The sequence below is a fragment of the Sphingomonas sp. 22R3R2A-7 genome (genome assembly GCF_036856055.1).
In the GTDB taxonomy this organism is placed as follows: domain Bacteria; phylum Pseudomonadota; class Alphaproteobacteria; order Sphingomonadales; family Sphingomonadaceae; genus Sphingomonas.
Genome location: NZ_JASPFR010000001.1, coordinates 2138538 through 2156446 on the forward strand (window position 1 = coordinate 2138538; position 17909 = coordinate 2156446).

Here is a 17909-nt window from a genome sequence, read left to right on the forward strand (position 1 = left end):
GATCGCCAGCTCAGCGCGGCGTTTCGATCTGGTCGAGATAGGCGCCATAGCCCTCGGCCTCCATCGCGTCGCGGGGCACGAACCGCAGCGATGCCGAATTGATGCAGTAGCGCAGGCCGCCACGATCGCGCGGACCGTCTTCGAACACATGCCCCAGATGGCTGTCGGCGCCGGTCGAGCGGACCTCGGTGCGGACCATGCCATGCGTGTCGTCACGCAGCTCCTCGACATGCTCGGGCGTGATCGGCTTGGTGAAGCTCGGCCAGCCGCAATGCAGATCAAACTTGTCGGCGGACGCGAACAGTGGCTCGCCCGAGACGATGTCGACGTAGAGCCCCGGCTCCTTCGTGTGCAGATATTCGCCCGTTCCCGGACGCTCCGTGCCGCTTTCCTGCGTCACATAATATTGCTCGGGCGTCAGCTTGGCGATCGCCGCGTCGGTCTTGGTATAGTCTGCCATGCGTTCCTCTGACGCGTTCGCCGCGCCGTTTGGCCGGTCGGGGCGGACGATGCCGCAGCCGATCGGCGGGTTGCCCGTCTGATATAGGAACCGGCCGCGCGATGGGAATGACCGCCGGACGCGTGGTCCCGTCGATCCGCGGCACGCCGCGCTGTACCCCGAGGACGCTCCCGCGCGTTGCGGGCCCATATTCCTCTTTCGGAGACGCTCATGCTCGCCTCGTTTCTCATCGGTCTTGTCGGCGGTCAGCGCGCGATGACCCCGCTCGCTGCAGTTGCGATCGCCGCCGCGCGCGACGAACTGCCCGTCGACAATGGCGCACCACGGCTGCTTGCAGATCCCGTCGTTGCGGCGGGTGCGCTGGCGCTCGCGATCGGTGAAATGGCGGGCGACAAGCAGAAGACCGCGCCCGACCGGGTCGTGGCGATCGGGCTCGCCGCGCGGTTCGTCACCTCCGCGATTGCGGGCGCCGCGCTGGTGCCACGCCGCCAGCGCTGGCTTGGCGCAGCGATCGGCGGCGTCACCGCGGTAATTGCGTCCTATCCCGGCTGGCGCGCGCGGATGGCCGCCATCCCGGGCTATGGCCAGACGCCGACGGGTTTTGTCGAGGATGCCGCGGTGCTCGGCGGCGCCGTCGCGATCGTCCGGTCGCGGGCGGCGTGACGACCGGCCCGTGACGCGAGTCACGGGCCTTTGGTCTCAGACGTCGAGGTTGGCGACGTTGAGCGCGTTGTCCTGGATGAACTCGCGGCGCGGTTCGACGACTTCGCCCATCAGCTGCGTGAAGATCTCGTTCGCGCTCTCGGCATTGACCGCGGTGACGCGCAGCATCGAGCGGACCGACGGATCGAGCGTGGTTTCCCAGAGCTGTTCCGCGTTCATCTCGCCCAGACCCTTGTAGCGCTGGATCGCGAGACCCTTGCGGCCGGCGGTCAGGATCGCGTCGAGCAGATGGCTCGGGCGCGACACCTGCGTCGAGCCGCGCGCGGCGACGGCGGTGACCGAGCCGATGACACCGGCACCAGCCTCCGCGGCGCCGTCCTCCGCCTCGGGCTCTTCGGCCTGCGATGCCTTGCTGGCGGGAACGAGGTTCGAGGTCTGCGCATAGCTGTCGGCGTGTTCGCCCGACAGCGCATGGAGTTTGCGTGCCTCGGCCGAGACGAGGAAGCTCGCTTCGATGATGTGATGATCGGTGACGCCGCGCCACGCACGCTGGAAATGGATGCCGCCGTCTTCGGTCAGCACCGCGGTCCAGCGCGCATCGCCGTCGTCGAGTTCGAGACGACGCGTGACGATCTCGAGCCGCGAGGTGCGATCCGCGACCGAGGCCTCCGGATCGAACACGCCGCCGAGTGACAGCGCCTCGATCATGCCGGCATCATAGCGCTTGGGGACGTAGCGCATCAGCGTGCGCATGCGGCGCGCGTGATCGACCAGATCCTTCAGGTCGCGCCCCGAACGCCCGCCGCCGGGGCCGTCGAGCACCATGGTGCCGACGCCGGCATCGACCAGATATTCGTCGAGCGCCGCATCGTCCTTGAGATACACCTCCGACCGGCCCTTGGTCGCCTTATACAAAGGCGGCTGGGCGATGTAGAGATAGCCGCCCTCGATGATCTTGGGCATGTGACGGTAGAACAGCGTCAGCAACAGCGTGCGGATGTGCGCGCCGTCGACGTCTGCGTCGGTCATGATGACGATCTTGTGGTAGCGCAGCTTGTCCGCGTTGAAGTCGTCGCGGATGCCGGTGCCCATCGCGGTGATGAGCGTGCCGATCTCGCGGCTCGACAACATGCGATCCTCGCGCGCGCGCTCGGTGTTGAGGATCTTGCCGCGCAGGGGGAGGATCGCCTGGAAATGGCGGTCACGGCCCTGCTTGGCCGAACCGCCGGCCGAGTCACCCTCGACCAGGAACAGCTCGGACTTGGCGGGATCGCGCTCCTGGCAGTCGGCGAGCTTGCCGGGCAGCGAGGCGATGTCCATCACGCCCTTGCGGCGAGTCAGTTCGCGCGCGCGCTTGGCGGCTTCGCGCGCGGCGGCGGCGTCGATGATCTTGGCGACGATCGCCTTGCCGTGCGCGGGGTTCTCCTCGAGCCATTCGGCCATCTTGTCGGCCATCAGGCTTTCCAAGGGCTGGCGGACTTCGGACGAAACGAGCTTGTCCTTGGTCTGGCTGCTGAACTTCGGATCGGGCAGCTTGACCGAGACGATCGCGGTGAGACCCTCGCGCATGTCCTCGCCGGTGAGTTGGACCTTCTCCTTCTTCAACATGCCGCTCTTCTCGGCATAGTTGTTGAGCGTGCGGGTCAGCGCGGCGCGGAACGCGGCCATGTGCGTGCCGCCGTCGCGCTGGGGAATGTTGTTCGTGAAGGCGAGGACGTTTTCGTAATAGGAGTCGTTCCACTGGAGCGCGACGTCCATCGTGACGTCGTCGCGCGTGCCCGAAATCGCGACCGGCTCGGGCATCAAAGGCACCTTGGCGCGATCGAGATACTTCACGAACGCGGCGATGCCGCCCTCGTAATAGAGCTCGACGGTCTTCATCTCCTCGTGCCGCGCGTCGGAGAGGAACAGGCGGACGCCCGAGTTGAGGAAGGCGAGCTCGCGGTAGCGATGCTCGAGCTTGTCGAAGTCGAAATCGGTGATCTTGAAGGTGGCGGGCGACGGGAAGAAGGTGACTCGCGTGCCCTTCTGGCCTTCGGCCGCGTCGCCGACGATCTTGAGCGGCATCACCGCGTCGCCGAACGCGAAGCGCATGTAATGCTCCTTGCCGTCGCGCCAGATCGTCAGGTCGAGCCATTCGCTGAGCGCGTTGACGACCGAGACGCCGACGCCGTGCAGGCCGCCCGAGACCTTGTACGCGTTCTCGTCGTTGGTGTTCTCGAACTTACCGCCGGCGTGGAGCTGGGTCATGATGACCTCGGCGGCCGAGACGCCTTCCTCGGTGTGGATGCCGGTCGGGATGCCACGGCCATTGTCGGTGACGCTGACCGAACCGTCGGCGTTCAGGACGATGTCGATCCGGTCGCAATGCCCGGCGAGCGCCTCGTCGATCGCGTTGTCGCTGACCTCGAACACCATGTGGTGGAGGCCCGACCCGTCGTCGGTATCGCCGATATACATGCCGGGGCGCTTGCGCACTGCGTCGAGGCCCTTGAGGACCTTGATCGAGTCGGCGCCATAGTCGCCCTGGTTGGGCAGGTTGGGATTATTGGTTTCGGGGTTGGATGCCATGCCCAGCATATAGGCATCGGACGCCCGAAACGGAAGCGAAATGGCCTGTGGGGACAGGGTCGTGGCGCCTGCCCCTCTCCCCTCGGGGGAGAGGGAGGGAGGAGCCGCAGGCGACGGAAGGGTGAGGGGGAGTTGGGGCGCGCTCCCGAGCCTCAGGCCCCCTCACCCTTCCCACGGCCAAGCGGCTGCGGGCCCCTTCCCTCTCCCCCGAAGGGAGAGGGCGTTGGTGCTTAGAAACGATCGGCGCGTTGGCCGAGCAGAGTCACTTCGACGCGGCGGTTGAGGCGCATGCCGGCCGCGGTCGTGTTCGTCGCGACTGGCTGGCTTTCGCCGTGGCCGACGACGCTGAAGCGCGCGCGGACGACGTCCATGTCGTCGAACGCCTGGCGGACGCTCGCCGCGCGGCGCTCGGACAGGTCCTGGTTGTGCGCGTTGGTGCCGCGCGAGTCGGTGAAGCCGTCGATCGCGACGCGGACGCCCGGATTGCCGCGCAGATAGCCGGCGAGCGGGCGCAGCTTCTCGATCGCGCCGGGACGCAGCACCGCGCTGTCGGTGCGGAACAGCACGTCTTCCTGCAGCGTCAGCGTCGCGCCACGCGGGGTCTGGCGGAAGCCGTAGTTGCGCATCGCGCGGCGGTCCCACGTCGTGGTGGTTTCGACGACGGTCGTACCGCCGCGATAGCCGCGCGGGTCACGGCCGTACGCGTCCCAGTCGAACCGGTCGCGGCGCGGGCCGGCGATGCGTGCGAATTCGCGGTTGGCATCGTCGGCTTCGCGGCGGTTGATGCGGCCGTCGCCGTTCGCGTCGAAATTGGGCATCACGAACGCGCGGCCGCGTGGCGTATTGCGCAGTTCGGGGAACAGGACCGGCACGCCCGCACCCGCCAGCCGGAAGCCGGGACGCGACCAGGGCGGGTTGCTCATGTCGTAGCGTGCGCGCTCGCCGGCTTGGGCAAATGCCGGTGCGGTCGTCGCCGCGATCATGACCAGCCCGAATGCAGCGCGTGCGATTGTCGTCTTCATCATCTTTCTCCGTCGCCCCCGCTGTGGACCGGGGCGCGATGGACCGGGATTTGCCCGCGTCTGCTTGAATGCCTCGTGACGCGGGTCGACAGCGCGCGTTCAGGCGAGCCCGACCGCGATCCGCGTCGCCTGGGGGTCGATCGCCTCGAACAGCGCGTCCTCGGTACCCGTCATCCACACCTGCCCGCGCCCTGCGAGCCGGTCGAACAGCGCCGCGCGCCGCGCCGGATCGAGATGCGCGGCAACCTCGTCAAGCAGCAGCACCGGCGGCTGCCCGGTCCGCTCCGCCACGAGATCGGCATGCGCGAGCACGATGCCGAGCAGCAACGCCTTCTGCTCGCCGGTCGAGGCAAGCGACGCGGCGCGCGCCTTGTCGCGGTGCGTGACGATCAGGTCGACGCGGTGCGGCCCCGACAGCGTACGCCCCGCGGCGGCATCGCGCGCGCGGCCCTGCCCGAGATCGGCCTGCAGGCGCGCGGCATCGCCCGCCCATCCCTCGAGCGCGAGCCCCGCACGCGGGAAGGGACCGTCGGATTGTCCCGCGAGCCGGGCGCCGAGCAAGCCGACCGTCTCGCGCCGGGCGGCGTCGACGGCGGCACCATGCTCGGCCATCTGCGCTTCGAGCGCGGAGAGCCATTCGCCGTCGGGCCGGCCCTCGTCCGCGAGCAGCCGGTTGCGCGCGCGCATCGCCGCGTCGTAGCGCGCGGCATGGTGCGCGTGCGCCGGCGCGAGCGCCAGCGTCAGGCGGTCGAGAAACCCCCGACGCTCGCCCGCGGGCGCGACGAACAACCGGTCCATCGCGGGCGTGAGCCACAGGATGGTGAGCCACTCGGCGAGCGCGTTGGCGGTGGTGGTAGCACCCTGGACGCGGACGATGCGGCGCTCCGGGGCGGCGGCGAGCGCGCCGGTCGCGACGTCCACCTCGTCGATCGCCGGGGCTTGCGGCGCGGTTTCCTCCGGGCCCGGTGGGCCATCGACCAGACCCTCCCCGACCCGGCGCGCGCGGGGAACAGCCGCGCGGCGACACCGAAACCGCCCGCCCCGCCCTGCCGCGCCATTTCGCCAAGTGCAGCCCGGCGCAATCCACGACCGGGGGCGAGCAGCGACACAGCCTCGAGGATATTGGTCTTGCCCGCGCCGTTCTCGCCGGTCAGCACGACGAACCCCGGCCCCGGCGTCAGCGTCAGGTCGGCGTGATTGCGGAAATCGGTAAGGACGAGGCGCGACAGCATCGCACCGGCCTTAGCGGCAATCTCCGCCCGCTGTCAGCCTCCGCGTCAGGCGGCAATCCGCTCGGGGACCGCACCCGCCCCGGTCTTCTGCGTGCTGAGATACGAGGCGAGCGCGGGGCCGAGTTCGCGTTGCGCGCGCAGATAGGCGACCGGCGTGACGATCCCGAGCCGCGCCCGCGCCGCATCGAGCGGTTCGTTCAGCAGCGTGAGATAGTCTTCGCCCGAAATCCACCGTGCCTTGCGGCCGTTGCGATACCCCTCCCAGACCGCCTTGGCGAACAGCATGCTGCCGGTGACGCGGATGCTCTTCAGCGCCGCCGCCGTGCCGATCAGCGCCCATCCCAACCCGCCGACCTGCGCATAGCTGAACGCGACGAGCGACGCCTCGCCCATGCTCTCGTCCGCCTGATAGCCGGTCAGCACGTGCCAGATGTCGTGCGTGTCGCGCACCCGCCGCCCGAACCAGGCATAGGGATGCGCAAGGTCGTCGACACTCGGCTCGACGCGCGACACTGCGACGAGGCCGTCCGCCGAATAGCCGGTCGTCTCGAGGAAATGCCGATACGCCGCCCCCACCGTCCCCGGCGCGAACCCTGCGACGAACGCCGGATCGGAGAAACGCTGCGCCAGTTCGACCCGGTCATAGGCGATCCGCCCGCCCTGCCCCGTCGCGATCAGCCGCGCATAGTTCATCGGCGCATTGCCGACGTTGAGCGCGCGCATGATGCGGAACACCTGCGTCGTATCATCGCCGTTCGCGAGCAGTTTCCGGATCGCATCGAACGCCGTTCGCCAATCGCGACGACCGGTGGTGCCGGGAAACGGAGGAAGTACAGCCATCGAGTCGACTCCTTACTGACACGATTGTCAGTATCAGATCCGCAAGGCGCTTCAAACGAAAAAGGCCACCCCGCAGGATGGCCTTTCGATCGATCATCAGCGCGTGACGGTCAGACGCGCATCGGCATCAGCACGTAGAGCGCGGGCGACTTGTCGTTTTCGCGGATCAGCGTCGGCGCTGCGGCGTCGGCGAGGTGGACCTCGACCATGTCGCCGTCGATCTGCGCGAGGATGTCCATCAGATAGCGGCTGTTGAAGCCGATCTCGAACGGGAGCGCGACGTAATCGCCGGGGACTTCCTCGGCGGCGGTGCCGTTTTCGGGCGAGGTCACCGACAGCGTGATCTTGTCGCGATCGAGCGCCATCTTGACTGCGCGGGTCTTCTCGGTGGCGATGGTCGAGACGCGGTCGACGCCTTCCATGAAGCTCTTGGGGTCGATCTTGAGGATCTTGTCGTTGCCGGTCGGGATCACGCGGCTGTAATCGGGGAAGGTGCCGTCGATCAGCTTCGAGGTCAGGATCGCCTGGCCGAGGTCGAAGCGGATCTTGGTCGGCGACAGCGACACGCCGACCGAGCCGTCGACCTCGTCGAGCAGTTTCCGGAGCTCGCCGATGCATTTGCGCGGGACGATCACGTCGGGCATCGATTCGGCGCCCTCGGGCCGTGGCAGCGTGACGCGCGCGAGGCGGTGACCATCGGTCGCGGCGGCCTTGAGCACCGGGTTCGAGCTGTCACCGTCCGCCACATGAAGGAAGATGCCGTTGAGATAATAGCGCGTCTCTTCGGTCGAGATCGCGAAGCGAGTCTTGTCGATGATCTGCTTCAAGGTCTCGGCGGGCAGTTCGAACTGAGTCGGCAGCTCGCCTTCCGCGATCACCGGAAAATCGTCGCGCGGCAGCGTGCCGAGCGAGAAGCGCGCGCGGCCCGCGACGATGCTCATCCGGCCTTCCGACGCGGCGAGCTGGACCTGGCTACCCTCGGGCAGTTTGCGCGCGATGTCGAACAAAGTGTGCGCGGACACGGTGGTCGCGCCGGGCTGATCGACCGCAGCGGCGATCGATTCGTTGATCTGGAGATCCAGATCGGTCGCCATCAGCTTGAGCGTACCTTCGGCGGTCGCCTCGATCAGCACGTTCGACAGGATGGGGATGGTGTTGCGCCGCTCCACCACGGACTGGACATGGCTCAGCCCCTTGAGGAGCGTTGCGCGTTCGATCGTCGCCTTCATCAAAATTCCCCGGCCTCCACAGCCGGACTCGGGGCTGGGGGCAATCCGCTAATGGCTTACCCAACAACAAAGGGTCGGAGCAAGCGCCCCGACCCTTCTTTGATCACGGTAAACGTCGCGTTAAAACACGATCAGAAGCGGAAGCCGTAGCTTGCGACGACCTGGTGGCGATCGGTGTCGACGTCGAATCGGCCGCTCGTACCGCCCGTCGCGTAATCGATGTTGCTGCGCTCATAGTTCGAATAGCGATATTCGAGCTTGGCATAGCTGTTCGGGCCAACCGCATGCTCGGCACCCGCGCCGATCCGCCAGCCGTCGAGGTTGAAGTCGGTGTCGGTGGTCTGGTTCGTGTCGCCCGCCAGCACGTTCAGCTTGGCGTTGGTGTAGCCGCCCTTTGCGTAGAGCATCGTCGTCGGCGCGACGACATAGCCGACGCGGCCACCGACATAGATGTCACGGCCCTGCTTGACGCGCCCGAAGCCGAAGTCGCTTGTATAGTCGTTGCGGCCGCTCTTCGACGTCGAGCCGGTCAGTTCGGCCTCGGCACCGAGGACGATGTTGTCCGAGGTCGCGATGTCGTAGCCGATGCCGCCGCCGTACAGCAGGCCGTCGATCTTCTGGTCGTCACGCCCGTTGTCGTTGGACACGCTGCTGCCGGCGCCGGTGTGGTCATAGCCGAGCGTGGCCTCGACGCGCGGGCCGGTGAAGGTCGGGTTGGTCTGCGCGAGCGCGGGGGCTGCGCCAACGGTCAGGGCCGCGGTGGTGGCGAACAGCGAGGCGGCGATAAGCTTACGCATTGGGATACTCCATAATGTCTTCGTCATCCCCGAACGCGGGATGGACAGCCCCAATGGACCAGCCGGCGGCACGTTGCATGAACCCCAGATAAACACGGAAATCCGTTGCTTTTGCGCCACAGGGGGTTGAAATGCAGCCCATGATTCCAAGCCATCGGCAGGATGCAGCGGACGCCGGTCCAACCGAAAAACCGCGCATTCGGCGTGGGCGGGATTTCGTCGCGCGGCACGGCGAAACCGTCTTCAACGCCGCGCACCGGCTGCAGGGCGATGCCGCGCATACCCCGCTGACGCGCGCCGGGTTCGCGCAGGCGGACGAGCTTGGCCGCGCGCTGCGGAACCTGCTCGGGGCGAAGCCCGCGCTGACCCTGTGGGCATCGCCGACCGGGCGCGCGCTCCAGACGCTGGCGGTGGTCGCCGAGCATCTCGGACTCGACTGGCATGCCGCGCGCACCGACGCGCGGCTGGTCGAGATCGACATGGGGTGCTGGGGCGGGCGCTATTATGCCGATCTTGCGGCGGAGGTCGGGTCGATTGTCCAGCCCGGCGGCACGCTGCGCGCCGCGCCCGACGGCGAAACCTATCCGCAGATCGCCGCGCGTGTCGGCGGCTGGCTGGCGGATACCGCAGCCGATGCCGGCGACCGGCTGGTGATCATGCACGGCATCTCGAGCCGCGTGATGCTCGGCGTGATGACCGGCGCTCCGGTCGACCCTGTACTTGGCGCGCCGATCGCGCCGGGACTGCCGCAGGGGTCGGTCACGCTCGTCGAGGCCGGACGCGCAACCGTCCCGCACCGCGGCACCGGCTTTGCACCGGCGTGAACCGCAGCGCGTGACGCGTGCCATCCTGCTGTTGCTCGCCGTCGCCACGCCCGTGGCAGCGCGCGACACGATCGGCATCTACACGGGATGGGGTGCGTTCCGCGATGCGACGCCGCCGCGCTGTTACGCGATCGCACGGCCGGTGATGGCGGGGGGCCGATCGACCGGGTTCGCCAGCGTCGCCACCTGGCCCAGACGCGGCCTGCGCGCGTCGCTCCACATCCGGCTCAGCCGCGAGCGCGATCGGTCCGCCGGGGTGACGCTGACGGTGGGCGAACGCCGATTCGCGCTGGTCGCAAACGGACTGGACGCTTGGGCGAGCGATGCCCCCAGCGACCGCGCGATCGTCGCCGCGCTGCGATCGGGTCGCAGCATGAGCGTCGAGGCGGTCGGCGTCGGCGGGCGGCCGTTCGCGGATGTGTACGCATTGTCGGGCGCGGCGACGGCGATCGACGCTGCGGTACTGGCGTGCAGCGGGGGATAGCTCCCCTCTCCCTTCTACCACCCCGGCGGAGGCCGGGGCCCAATTGGGAGACGCACGTGACGACGCTCCCCGCATCGTTACGCCCACCTTCCAATTGGGCCCCGGCCTTCGCCGGAGGGCTGATGTCGGGGGGCGTTCTGCATCACATCGCCGACCAATCCCCTTCTTCCACACCCTGTAGAAAAATCGGCAAAATTCCGCTATGCGCCCGCCCATGCAGACCGCCGCGAACCTCATGCCCATCCCCGGGCACATCGATCCCGTGCCCGTTCCCCGCAGCTTCGTGCCGCGCAGCGATGGGCGTATCGACCTGCTCGGGCTGTCGCTCGCCGATCTGCGGATGGCGCTGGAGACGTCGCAGCTCGAGGAGAAACAGGCCAAGCTGCGCGCGAAACAGCTGTGGCACTGGATCTACAATCGCGGCGCGACCGAGTTTTCGGCGATGACCGACATCTCGAAGACGATGCACCCGTGGCTCGAGCAGCGCTTCGTCATCAGCCGGCCGAACGTGGTCGAGGCGCAGGTGTCGACCGACGGCACGCGCAAATGGCTGCTGCGCTCGGACGACGCGCAGGATTACGAGATGGTGTTCATCCCCGACGCGGATCGCGGGACTCTGTGCGTGTCGAGCCAGGTCGGCTGCACGCTCAACTGCACCTTCTGCCACACCGGCACGATGCGGCTGGTCCGCAACCTGACCCCCGCCGAGATCGTCGGCCAGGTGATGCTCGCGCGCGATCTCGCTCGGCGAATGGCCGAGCCAGCCCGAGGGCCGCATGCTCACCAACATCGTGATGATGGGGATGGGCGAGCCGCTGTATAATTTTGAGAATGTCCGCGATGCGCTGAAGCTCGTGATGGACGGTGCGGGGCTCGCGCTCAGCCGCCGCCGGATCACGCTGTCGACGAGCGGCGTGGTACCGATGATGGCGCGCGCGGGTGCGGAGATCGGCGTGAACCTCGCCGTGTCGCTCCACGCGGTGACCAAGGAGGTGCGCGACGAGATCGTGCCGCTCAACCGCAAATACGGCATCGAGGAATTGCTGCAGGCGTGCGCTGATTATCCCGGCACGAACAATGCTCGGCGGATCACGTTCGAATACGTGATGCTGAAGGACAAGAACGATTCGGACGCCGATGCGCATGAACTCGTCCGGCTGCTGCGCAAATACGAGCTGCCCGCCAAGGTGAACCTGATCCCGTTCAACCCGTGGCCGGGTGCCGTCTATGAATGCTCGACGCCCGAGCGGATCAAGTCGTTTTCGAGCATCGTGTTCGGCGCGGGCATTTCCGCGCCGGTGCGCACCCCGCGCGGCCGCGATATCGATGCGGCGTGCGGCCAGTTGAAGACCGCGTCGGAGAAGAAGAGCCGCGCACAGCTCGATCGCGAGGCCGCTGCCGAGTCCGACGCTTTTGCTTGAGTGGAGTGGGGCTGCGCTGGCGGCAGGAGCGGGCGTTCTCGGCGGCGCGATGAACGCGCTTGCCGGGGGCGGCAGCTTTGCGACGATGCCCGCGCTGATCGGGCTCGGCGTGCCGTCGACCTTTGCCAACGCGACGAGCAACGTCTCGCTCCAGCCGGGCGCGATGGCGAGCGCGTGGACGTATCGGCATGGGCTGGAGCCCGTGTCCGGCGTCGGCATGCGGACGATGGCGGGGATCACATTCGTCGGCGGACTCGTCGGCAGCCTGTTGCTCGTTGCGACCTCGGCGCGCGCGTTCGACCTGATCGTGCCGTGGCTGTTGCTGTTCGCGACGCTGGCGATCGCGTTCGGGACGCAGGCTTCCTTATGGCTGAGGTCGCGAGTCGCGATCGGGCCGAAATCGCTGGTCGCGGTGCAGGCGATGCTGGGCGTCTATGGCGGCTATTTCGGCGGCGGGGTCGGGCTGATGCTGACCGCCGCTTGGGGGCTGTTGTCAGGCGCGACACCCGCCATGCTTGCCGCACCGCGCACGCTGATGCTCGCGGTCGCCAACCTCGCGGCGACGATCATCTTCATCGCCACGGGCATGGTCTATTGGGCGCTGTGCGTGCCGATGCTGCTCGGCGGGATCGTCGGCGGGCATTTCGGCGCGAAGCTCGGGCTGGTGATGTCGGCCAGGGTCATTCGCGTGTGGACGCTGCTGGTGACGATCGCGACGACGATCGTGTTCTTCTGGCGGGCGTACGGCTGAGAATTGTTTCCCCGCGAAGGCGGGGACCCAGTCTGGGCACCCGCCTTCGCGGGTGAACATACTTGCTCCGCTCAACCCGGCCGGCGCATCTTGAAGAGCGACTCCTCGGTGATCGCGAAATAATCCGCCGGGCCGCCGCCGCGCAGGATCGGTTCGCCGCGCGCGGTTTGGTACACGCCGTCGTCGAGCATCGCCGCGTCGATATGGATCGCGACCGCCTCGCCGAGCACCAGCCACTGGTCGAGTTCGCGGCCCTCCTTGGTTTCCAGCCGGACGATCTGCGTCACCTTGCATTCGAACTGCGCACGGCTCGCGGCGACGCGCGGCGGCTTCACGTGCAGCGACGCGAGCGTCTCGAGCCCCGCGAGCGCAAACTCGTCGACGTCCGCCGCTACATTGGCGGCGGTCGCGTTCATCGCATCGCCAAGGTCGCGCGTGACGAGGTTCCAGACGAATTCGCCCGTCGCCGCGATGTTGGCGACGCTGTCCTTCCACCCCATCGACGAGAAGCCGATCAGCGGCGGATTGTAGTTGAACAGGTTGAAGAAGCTGTACGGCGCAAGATTGGGCACGCCCTCCGCCGACAGCGTGCTCACCCAGCCGATCGGACGCGGCGCGACGATCGCGTTGAGCGGATCATGCGGCAGGCGATGGCCGCTCGCCGGTTCGTAAGAATGCCATTCGGTCATACGCTTATCCCTGCTATGGTCGGAGCTTGTCGGCTAAAGCGAAGGCCAAGCATGAACGATCCCGCCCGCCCTATCACCAGCGCCCCTGTCACCGTCGTCAAACGCCACCGGATCGCGACGCGGCTGTGGCACTGGATCACCGCGGTGACGATGTTCATCATGATCGGCAGCGGGATCGGCATATTGAAGGCGCATCCGCGTTTCTACTGGGGCCGCTACGGCGCGAACTTCGATCAGGCGTGGACGACGCTCGACCAGTGGCCGGGCTGGGTCGTGACGCTGATCAACCTGCTGACGATCCCGGCAAGCTACAACCTCGCCATTTCGCGACGCTGGCACCTGCTCTTCGCGCTCATCCTGTCGTTCGCGTTGCTCGGCTTCATGATCGTCAGCCTGTTCAACCGGCATTTCCAGCGCGATCTCCGCGTCCGCGCGGGCGAGCTGGCGCCGCACGAGGTGGCGCATGACGTGCGCGAGCATCTCGCGCTGCGCTTCCACGATCCGAAGCGGCCCGCCGCGTACAACATCCTGCAGAAGCTGGCCTATGTCGCGACGATCTTCATCCTGCTGCCGGTGATGATCCTGACCGGGCTGGCGATGTCGCCGGCGATGGATGCCGCGTGGCCGTGGCTGCTCGAGATCTTCGGCGGGCGGCAGTCGGCGCGGTCGATCCACTTCATCGCGATGGTCGCGCTCGTGCTGTTCATCATCGTCCATCTCGCGCTCGTCATCCTGGCGGGCGCGTGGAACGAGGTGCGATCGATGATCACCGGGCGCTTTCACGTCCCGGCCCACCAGCCGGAGGACGTCGCATGAGCAGCATCATCACCCGCCGCGCGCTCGTCGCCGGCGCGGCGGTCGGCGCCGGCGCGCTGCTCACCGGGTGCGACAAGATCATCCAGCACCCCGAAGCGCGCAAGATCCTGTTCATGGGCGAGGACATGAACCGCGGACTGCAGCGCGCGCTGACCAATCGCCACGCGCTGGCCCCCGAATTCAGCCCGGCGCAGATGTCGCCGATCTTCCGCTCGAACGGGACGAGCAACCCGGGGACGCCCGCGTACGACGCGATGGTCGCGACCAATTTCGCGGACTATCGGCTTCGCGTCGGCGGGCTCGTCGACCGGCCGCTGTCGGTGACGTTGCCGCAGCTGCGCCAGATGCCCGCGCGTGCGCAGATCACGCGGCACGATTGTGTCGAGGGGTGGTCGGCGATCGGCAAATGGCAGGGGCCGAAACTCGCCACGCTGTTGCAGGCCGCGGGGATCCGCGACGCCGCGCGCTACATCGTCTTCACCTGCGCCGACCTGTATCGCGGCACGCCCTATTACGAGTCGATCGACCTGATCGATGCGTTTCATCCGCAGACGATCCTTGCCTGGGCATTAAATAATCAGGTCCTCGACGTTGCGCACGGCGCGCCCGTCCGGTTGCGCGTCGAGCGCCAGCTTGGCTACAAACATGCCAAATATATCATGGCGATAGATGCGGTCGCCAGCCTCGAGGGGATCGGCAAGGGCAAGGGCGGCTATTGGGAAGATAACGTGGATTACGACTGGTATGCAGGAATCTGACGCCACCCGGGGGTGGCGCATTTCCGTACCAGTCATTAGCTAACGCGGCATGGCTCTTTTCGATCGTTTCCTGGCCCGGCAGGTAAAAACCGGCGAACTCACCCTGATCCACGCGGACGGCACGACCAAGCAGTTCGGCAAGCCCGATCCCGCCTATAATCCCGTCACGATCCGCCTCACCGCCCCCGGCGTTGCGGGCGCGATCATCCGCCACCCCGCGCTGGGCGCGGCGGAAGCGTTCATGGACGGACGCCTCGTCATCGACCGCGGCGATATCCGCGACCTCGTCAACCTGCTCAAGGGCAACAGCCCGTGGGAGCGCGGCGGCGGGCTCAATCCGTCGCTGCCGATCAAGCTGCTCGACAAGGTCGTCCACCGCGTCGACCGCGTGAACATGGCGCGCCGGTCGAAGAAGAACGTCGCGCATCACTACGACCTGTCCGACCGGCTCTACGACCTCTTTCTGGACGCGGATCGCCAGTATAGCTGCGCGTACTTCACCGATCCCGGCAACAGCCTGGAAAAGGCACAGTCCGACAAGAAGGCGCACATCGCCGCCAAGCTCGCGATCGAGCCGGGGATGCGCGTGCTCGACATCGGCTGCGGCTGGGGCGGGATGGCGCTGTACCTGCATGCGAAGACCGGCGCGGAGGTCCTCGGCGTGACGCTGAGCGAGGAACAGCTCAAGGTCGCGCGGCGCCGCGCCGAGGAGGCGGGCGTCGCCGACAAGGTGAAATTCGAGCTGATCGACTATCGCGCGCTGACGGGGACGTTCGACCGGATCGTCTCGGTCGGGATGTTCGAGCATGTCGGCCCGCCGCAGTACAAGGCGTTCTTTCGCAAGTGCCGCGACCTGCTGAGCGCAGACGGCGTGATGCTGCTCCACACGATCGGCCGGATGGGCGGGCCGGGCGTCACCGACACGTTCACGACCAAATATATCTTCCCCGGCGGCTACAACCCCGCGCTGTCGGAGATCGTGCGCGGCTATGAGGGGCTGAAGTTCTTCCCGACCGATATCGAGGTGCTGCGCGTCCATTACGCGCGGACGATCGACCTCTGGTACGACCGGACGGTCGCGGCAAAGGACGCGATCGTCGCGCTGTACGACGAGCGCTTCTACCGGATGTGGACCTTCTACCTCGCGGGTGCCGCGGCGGCGTTCCGCACCGGGGGGATGGTCAACTACCAGATCCAGCTGTCGAAGAGCCGGATGACGCTGCCGCTGACGCGCGACTATATGTTCGAGGGCGAGCGGGCGTTGCGCGAGGGGTGACGTCGGGCCGATCGGCGCCACGTGATGTCCGGCCGTTCGTCATCCCCGCGGAGGCGGGAACCCAGACTGGCGGGCTCCCATGATAGAGCCGTTACGGTAGCCAGTCTGGATCCCCGCCGTCGCGGGGATGACGGCCCTAGAGGGGTGACCGCCTCACAGGTCTGACCTCAGCGGCCGCCCTGCATCTGCGACTTCGCGGCGGAGCGTTCGTCGCCGCCGATCTTGCCGTCCTTGTTCGCGTCATATTTCGCAAACGTCGCGGCAAGCAGTGCCTGCGCCTCGGGCTGCGTGACCTTGCCGTCCTTGTTCGCATCGGCGCTGGTGAACCAGAGATCGGCGAGCCGCTTGGCGTGCACCGGGTCGGGGCGGCCCGGTCCGACCTTCATGTTGCCGATCCGCGCCTGCACCTCGGCGCGCGTCAGCACGCCGTCCTTGTTTGTGTCGGACGCCGCGAATTCGGCCTTGAACTTGGCGGCGGCGGACGCGCGCGTTTCCTGTGCGGCGAGCGGGGTCGCGAGACCGGCGAGAACAAGAACGGTTAGCGTTTGGCGTAGCACGGTCGGAACACTCCAATGAAACTGGGGGCGCTTAGCGCGGGCTGGTTGTACGCGCCATGAATGCGCCCGGTTGCACGCGGGCCGTCCAGCGCATAGGGGCGCGGACATTGGATATTGCCCGAAGGACCATGCCCGTGACCGATCAGATCAACCGCGCCGCCGGCGACGCCGGCATCAATCGGGTGGTTCTCGCCTATTCCGGCGGCCTCGACACCAGCGTGATCCTGAAATGGCTTCAGCAGACCTATAACTGCGAAGTCGTCACCTTCACCGCCGATCTGGGCCAGGGCGAAGAGCTCGAGCCCGCGCGCGCCAAGGCCGAGATGATGGGCGTGAAGCCCGAGCACATCTTCGTCGACGACCTGCGCGAGGAGTTCGTGCGCGATTACGTGTTCCCGATGATGCGCTCGAACGCGCTGTACGAGGGGCTGTATTTGCTCGGCACGTCGATCGCGCGGCCGCTGATCGCCAAGCGCCAGATCGAGATCGCCCGGATGGTCGGCGCCGACGCAGTCAGCCACGGCGCGACCGGCAAGGGCAACGACCAGGTCCGCTTCGAGCTCGGTTATTATGCACTGTCGCCCGACATCAAGGTGATCGCACCGTGGCGCGAATGGGACCTGACCAGCCGCACCAGGCTGATCGAGTTCGCCGAGCAGCACCAGATCCCGGTCAGCAAGGACAAGCGCGGCGAGGCCCCCTTCTCGACCGATGCGAACATGCTCCACACGTCGAGCGAGGGCCTCGTCCTCGAGAATCCGTGGGACGAAGTGCCGGACTATGTCTATTCGCGCACGGTGAATCCCGAGGACGCGCCCGACGTCCCCGAATATATCACGATCGATTTCGAGCGTGGCGACGGCGTCGCGATCAACGGCGAGGGGATGAGCCCGGCGACGCTGCTGTCGACGCTCAACGACTATGGCCGCCGTCACGGCATCGGCCGTCTCGACCTGGTCGAGAACCGCTTCGTCGGCATGAAGAGCCGCGGTATGTACGAGACGCCCGGCGGCACCATCTATCACCTTGCGCACCGTGGCATCGAACAGCTGACGCTCGACCGTGGCGCGGCGCATCTGAAGGACGAGCTCGCGCCGCGCTATGCCGAGCTGCTGTATAACGGCTTCTGGTTCTCGCCCGAGCGCGAGATGCTCCAGGCAGCGATCGATCACAGCCAGGAAAAGGTCTCGGGCACCGTCCGGCTGAAGCTGTACAAGGGCGGCGTGTACGTGGTCGGCCGCAAGTCGCCCAACTCGCTGTACTCGGAAAAGGTCGTGACGTTCGAGGACGACCAGGGCGCGTACGACCAGCGCGACGCCGCGGGCTTCATCAAGCTGAACGCGCTGCGCCTGCGCCTGCTCGGCCGCCGCGACCAGGTCTGAGCCGCGACGTTCCCCCGGGCGCCCTGCGCGGCACCCGGGGCCGGACGTTCGGCCATGGTGACGCCTGCAGCGAATTCCGTCGCAACCGCGCAACGTCGACGCTTGTCGAAGCCCCCTCCCGGCGCTAGGCGTCGAGG

Annotated in this window: 16 protein-coding genes and 2 pseudogenes; 9 read left to right on the forward strand and 9 right to left on the reverse strand. The window is 67.3% G+C overall.

Features of this window, described 5'->3' with window-relative positions; genetic code table 11:
• Positions 1-10: 10 nt before the first annotated feature.
• Positions 11-460 carry a peptide-methionine (R)-S-oxide reductase MsrB gene (gene msrB / locus QP165_RS10175; protein WP_333995540.1) on the reverse strand — a complete coding sequence of 150 codons (450 nt, stop codon included), beginning with the start codon at positions 458-460 and terminating at the stop codon, positions 11-13.
• Between the two features lie 210 nt (positions 461-670).
• Between msrB and QP165_RS10180 the strand changes: the two genes are divergently transcribed.
• Complete coding sequence (locus QP165_RS10180) at positions 671-1123, forward strand: DUF4126 family protein (protein WP_333995541.1); 453 nt, start codon at positions 671-673, stop codon at positions 1121-1123.
• Positions 1124-1159: 36 nt separating this feature from the next.
• Here QP165_RS10180 and gyrB read toward each other — a convergent pair whose 3' ends face one another.
• The 6 genes and pseudogenes from gyrB to QP165_RS10210 form a co-directional block, all read right to left on the reverse strand.
• On the reverse strand, positions 1160-3694 hold the full coding sequence (gene gyrB, locus QP165_RS10185) for a DNA topoisomerase (ATP-hydrolyzing) subunit B (protein ID WP_443019366.1): 2535 nt from the start codon (positions 3692-3694) through the stop codon (positions 1160-1162).
• A gap of 230 nt (positions 3695-3924) precedes the next feature.
• Positions 3925-4716, reverse strand: coding sequence for an OmpA family protein (locus QP165_RS10190; RefSeq protein WP_333995544.1), 792 nt, complete (start codon positions 4714-4716; stop codon positions 3925-3927).
• A gap of 99 nt (positions 4717-4815) precedes the next feature.
• A pseudogene (gene recF / locus QP165_RS10195) lies at positions 4816-5948 on the reverse strand (DNA replication/repair protein RecF).
• 45 nt (positions 5949-5993) lie between these two features.
• On the reverse strand, positions 5994-6788 hold the full coding sequence (locus tag QP165_RS10200) for a Coq4 family protein (protein ID WP_333995545.1): 795 nt from the start codon (positions 6786-6788) through the stop codon (positions 5994-5996).
• Between the two features lie 110 nt (positions 6789-6898).
• Complete coding sequence (dnaN, locus tag QP165_RS10205; RefSeq protein WP_056017955.1) at positions 6899-8017, reverse strand: DNA polymerase III subunit beta; 1119 nt, start codon at positions 8015-8017, stop codon at positions 6899-6901.
• A gap of 131 nt (positions 8018-8148) precedes the next feature.
• Positions 8149-8814: an outer membrane protein gene (locus tag QP165_RS10210; protein ID WP_333995547.1), complete on the reverse strand. Its 666-nt coding sequence runs from the start codon at positions 8812-8814 to the stop codon at positions 8149-8151.
• 140 nt (positions 8815-8954) lie between these two features.
• On the opposite strand from QP165_RS10210, the gene QP165_RS10215 reads away from it, so the two are divergent.
• The 4 genes and pseudogenes from QP165_RS10215 (at position 8955) to QP165_RS10230 (ending at position 12294) form a co-directional block, all read left to right on the forward strand.
• The gene (locus QP165_RS10215; protein ID WP_333996999.1) at positions 8955-9638 is read left to right on the forward strand and encodes a histidine phosphatase family protein; all 684 of its coding nucleotides are present in this window, start codon (positions 8955-8957) and stop codon (positions 9636-9638) included.
• A 10-nt stretch (positions 9639-9648) separates the two neighbouring features.
• A complete protein-coding gene (locus QP165_RS10220) occupies positions 9649-10122 on the forward strand; it encodes an invasion associated locus B family protein (RefSeq protein ID WP_333995548.1) in 474 nt (157 codons plus the stop codon).
• A gap of 214 nt (positions 10123-10336) precedes the next feature.
• Positions 10337-11543: pseudogene (gene rlmN / locus QP165_RS10225) on the forward strand (23S rRNA (adenine(2503)-C(2))-methyltransferase RlmN).
• Positions 11536-12294, forward strand: a complete 759-nt coding sequence (locus QP165_RS10230; RefSeq protein WP_082445806.1) for a sulfite exporter TauE/SafE family protein — start codon at positions 11536-11538, stop codon at positions 12292-12294. Before rlmN ends, QP165_RS10230 begins: the two are co-directional and overlap by 8 nt.
• Positions 12295-12365: 71 nt before the next feature.
• Here the strand turns inward: QP165_RS10230 and QP165_RS10235 are convergent, their stop codons facing one another.
• Positions 12366-12983: a flavin reductase family protein gene (locus QP165_RS10235; protein WP_333995550.1), complete on the reverse strand. Its 618-nt coding sequence runs from the start codon at positions 12981-12983 to the stop codon at positions 12366-12368.
• 51 nt (positions 12984-13034) lie between these two features.
• On the opposite strand from QP165_RS10235, the gene QP165_RS10240 reads away from it, so the two are divergent.
• From QP165_RS10240 to QP165_RS10250, 3 genes are read left to right on the forward strand one after another with little or no spacing between them, the layout of a single operon-like run.
• On the forward strand, positions 13035-13799 hold the full coding sequence (locus QP165_RS10240; RefSeq protein WP_333995552.1) for a cytochrome b/b6 domain-containing protein: 765 nt from the start codon (positions 13035-13037) through the stop codon (positions 13797-13799).
• Positions 13796-14557, forward strand: a complete 762-nt coding sequence (locus tag QP165_RS10245) for a molybdopterin-dependent oxidoreductase (RefSeq protein WP_333995554.1) — start codon at positions 13796-13798, stop codon at positions 14555-14557. Before QP165_RS10240 ends, QP165_RS10245 begins: the two co-directional genes overlap by 4 nt.
• Positions 14558-14606: 49 nt before the next feature.
• Positions 14607-15833 carry a cyclopropane-fatty-acyl-phospholipid synthase family protein gene (locus QP165_RS10250; protein WP_333995555.1) on the forward strand — a complete coding sequence of 409 codons (1227 nt, stop codon included), beginning with the start codon at positions 14607-14609 and terminating at the stop codon, positions 15831-15833.
• Between the two features lie 167 nt (positions 15834-16000).
• Here the strand turns inward: QP165_RS10250 and QP165_RS10255 are convergent, their stop codons facing one another.
• Positions 16001-16390, reverse strand: a complete 390-nt coding sequence (locus tag QP165_RS10255) for a hypothetical protein (protein WP_056017976.1) — start codon at positions 16388-16390, stop codon at positions 16001-16003.
• Between the two features lie 128 nt (positions 16391-16518).
• On the opposite strand from QP165_RS10255, the gene QP165_RS10260 reads away from it, so the two are divergent.
• Positions 16519-17772 (forward strand): argininosuccinate synthase, encoded by a 1254-nt coding sequence (locus tag QP165_RS10260; RefSeq protein ID WP_056017978.1) that lies wholly within the window; start codon positions 16519-16521, stop codon positions 17770-17772.
• Positions 17773-17909 lie beyond the last annotated feature (137 nt).

Bases quoted from the DNA above. Each gene is read 5' to 3' on its own strand.
- msrB (WP_333995540.1), bottom strand. From the start codon at position 460: ATGGCAGACTATACCAAGACCGACGCGGCGATCGCCAAGCTGACGCCC.
- QP165_RS10180 (WP_333995541.1), top strand. From the start codon at position 671: ATGCTCGCCTCGTTTCTCATCGGTCTTGTCGGCGGTCAGCGCGCGATG.
- gyrB (WP_443019366.1), bottom strand. From the start codon at position 3,694: ATGGCATCCAACCCCGAAACCAATAATCCCAACCTGCCCAACCAGGGC.
- QP165_RS10190 (WP_333995544.1), bottom strand. From the start codon at position 4,716: ATGAAGACGACAATCGCACGCGCTGCATTCGGGCTGGTCATGATCGCG.
- QP165_RS10200 (WP_333995545.1), bottom strand. From the start codon at position 6,788: ATGGCTGTACTTCCTCCGTTTCCCGGCACCACCGGTCGTCGCGATTGG.
- dnaN (WP_056017955.1), bottom strand. From the start codon at position 8,017: ATGAAGGCGACGATCGAACGCGCAACGCTCCTCAAGGGGCTGAGCCAT.
- QP165_RS10210 (WP_333995547.1), bottom strand. From the start codon at position 8,814: ATGCGTAAGCTTATCGCCGCCTCGCTGTTCGCCACCACCGCGGCCCTG.
- QP165_RS10215 (WP_333996999.1), top strand. From the start codon at position 8,955: ATGATTCCAAGCCATCGGCAGGATGCAGCGGACGCCGGTCCAACCGAA.
- QP165_RS10235 (WP_333995550.1), bottom strand. From the start codon at position 12,983: ATGACCGAATGGCATTCTTACGAACCGGCGAGCGGCCATCGCCTGCCG.
- QP165_RS10240 (WP_333995552.1), top strand. From the start codon at position 13,035: ATGAACGATCCCGCCCGCCCTATCACCAGCGCCCCTGTCACCGTCGTC.
- QP165_RS10245 (WP_333995554.1), top strand. From the start codon at position 13,796: ATGAGCAGCATCATCACCCGCCGCGCGCTCGTCGCCGGCGCGGCGGTC.
- QP165_RS10250 (WP_333995555.1), top strand. From the start codon at position 14,607: ATGGCTCTTTTCGATCGTTTCCTGGCCCGGCAGGTAAAAACCGGCGAA.
- QP165_RS10260 (WP_056017978.1), top strand. From the start codon at position 16,519: ATGCCCGTGACCGATCAGATCAACCGCGCCGCCGGCGACGCCGGCATC.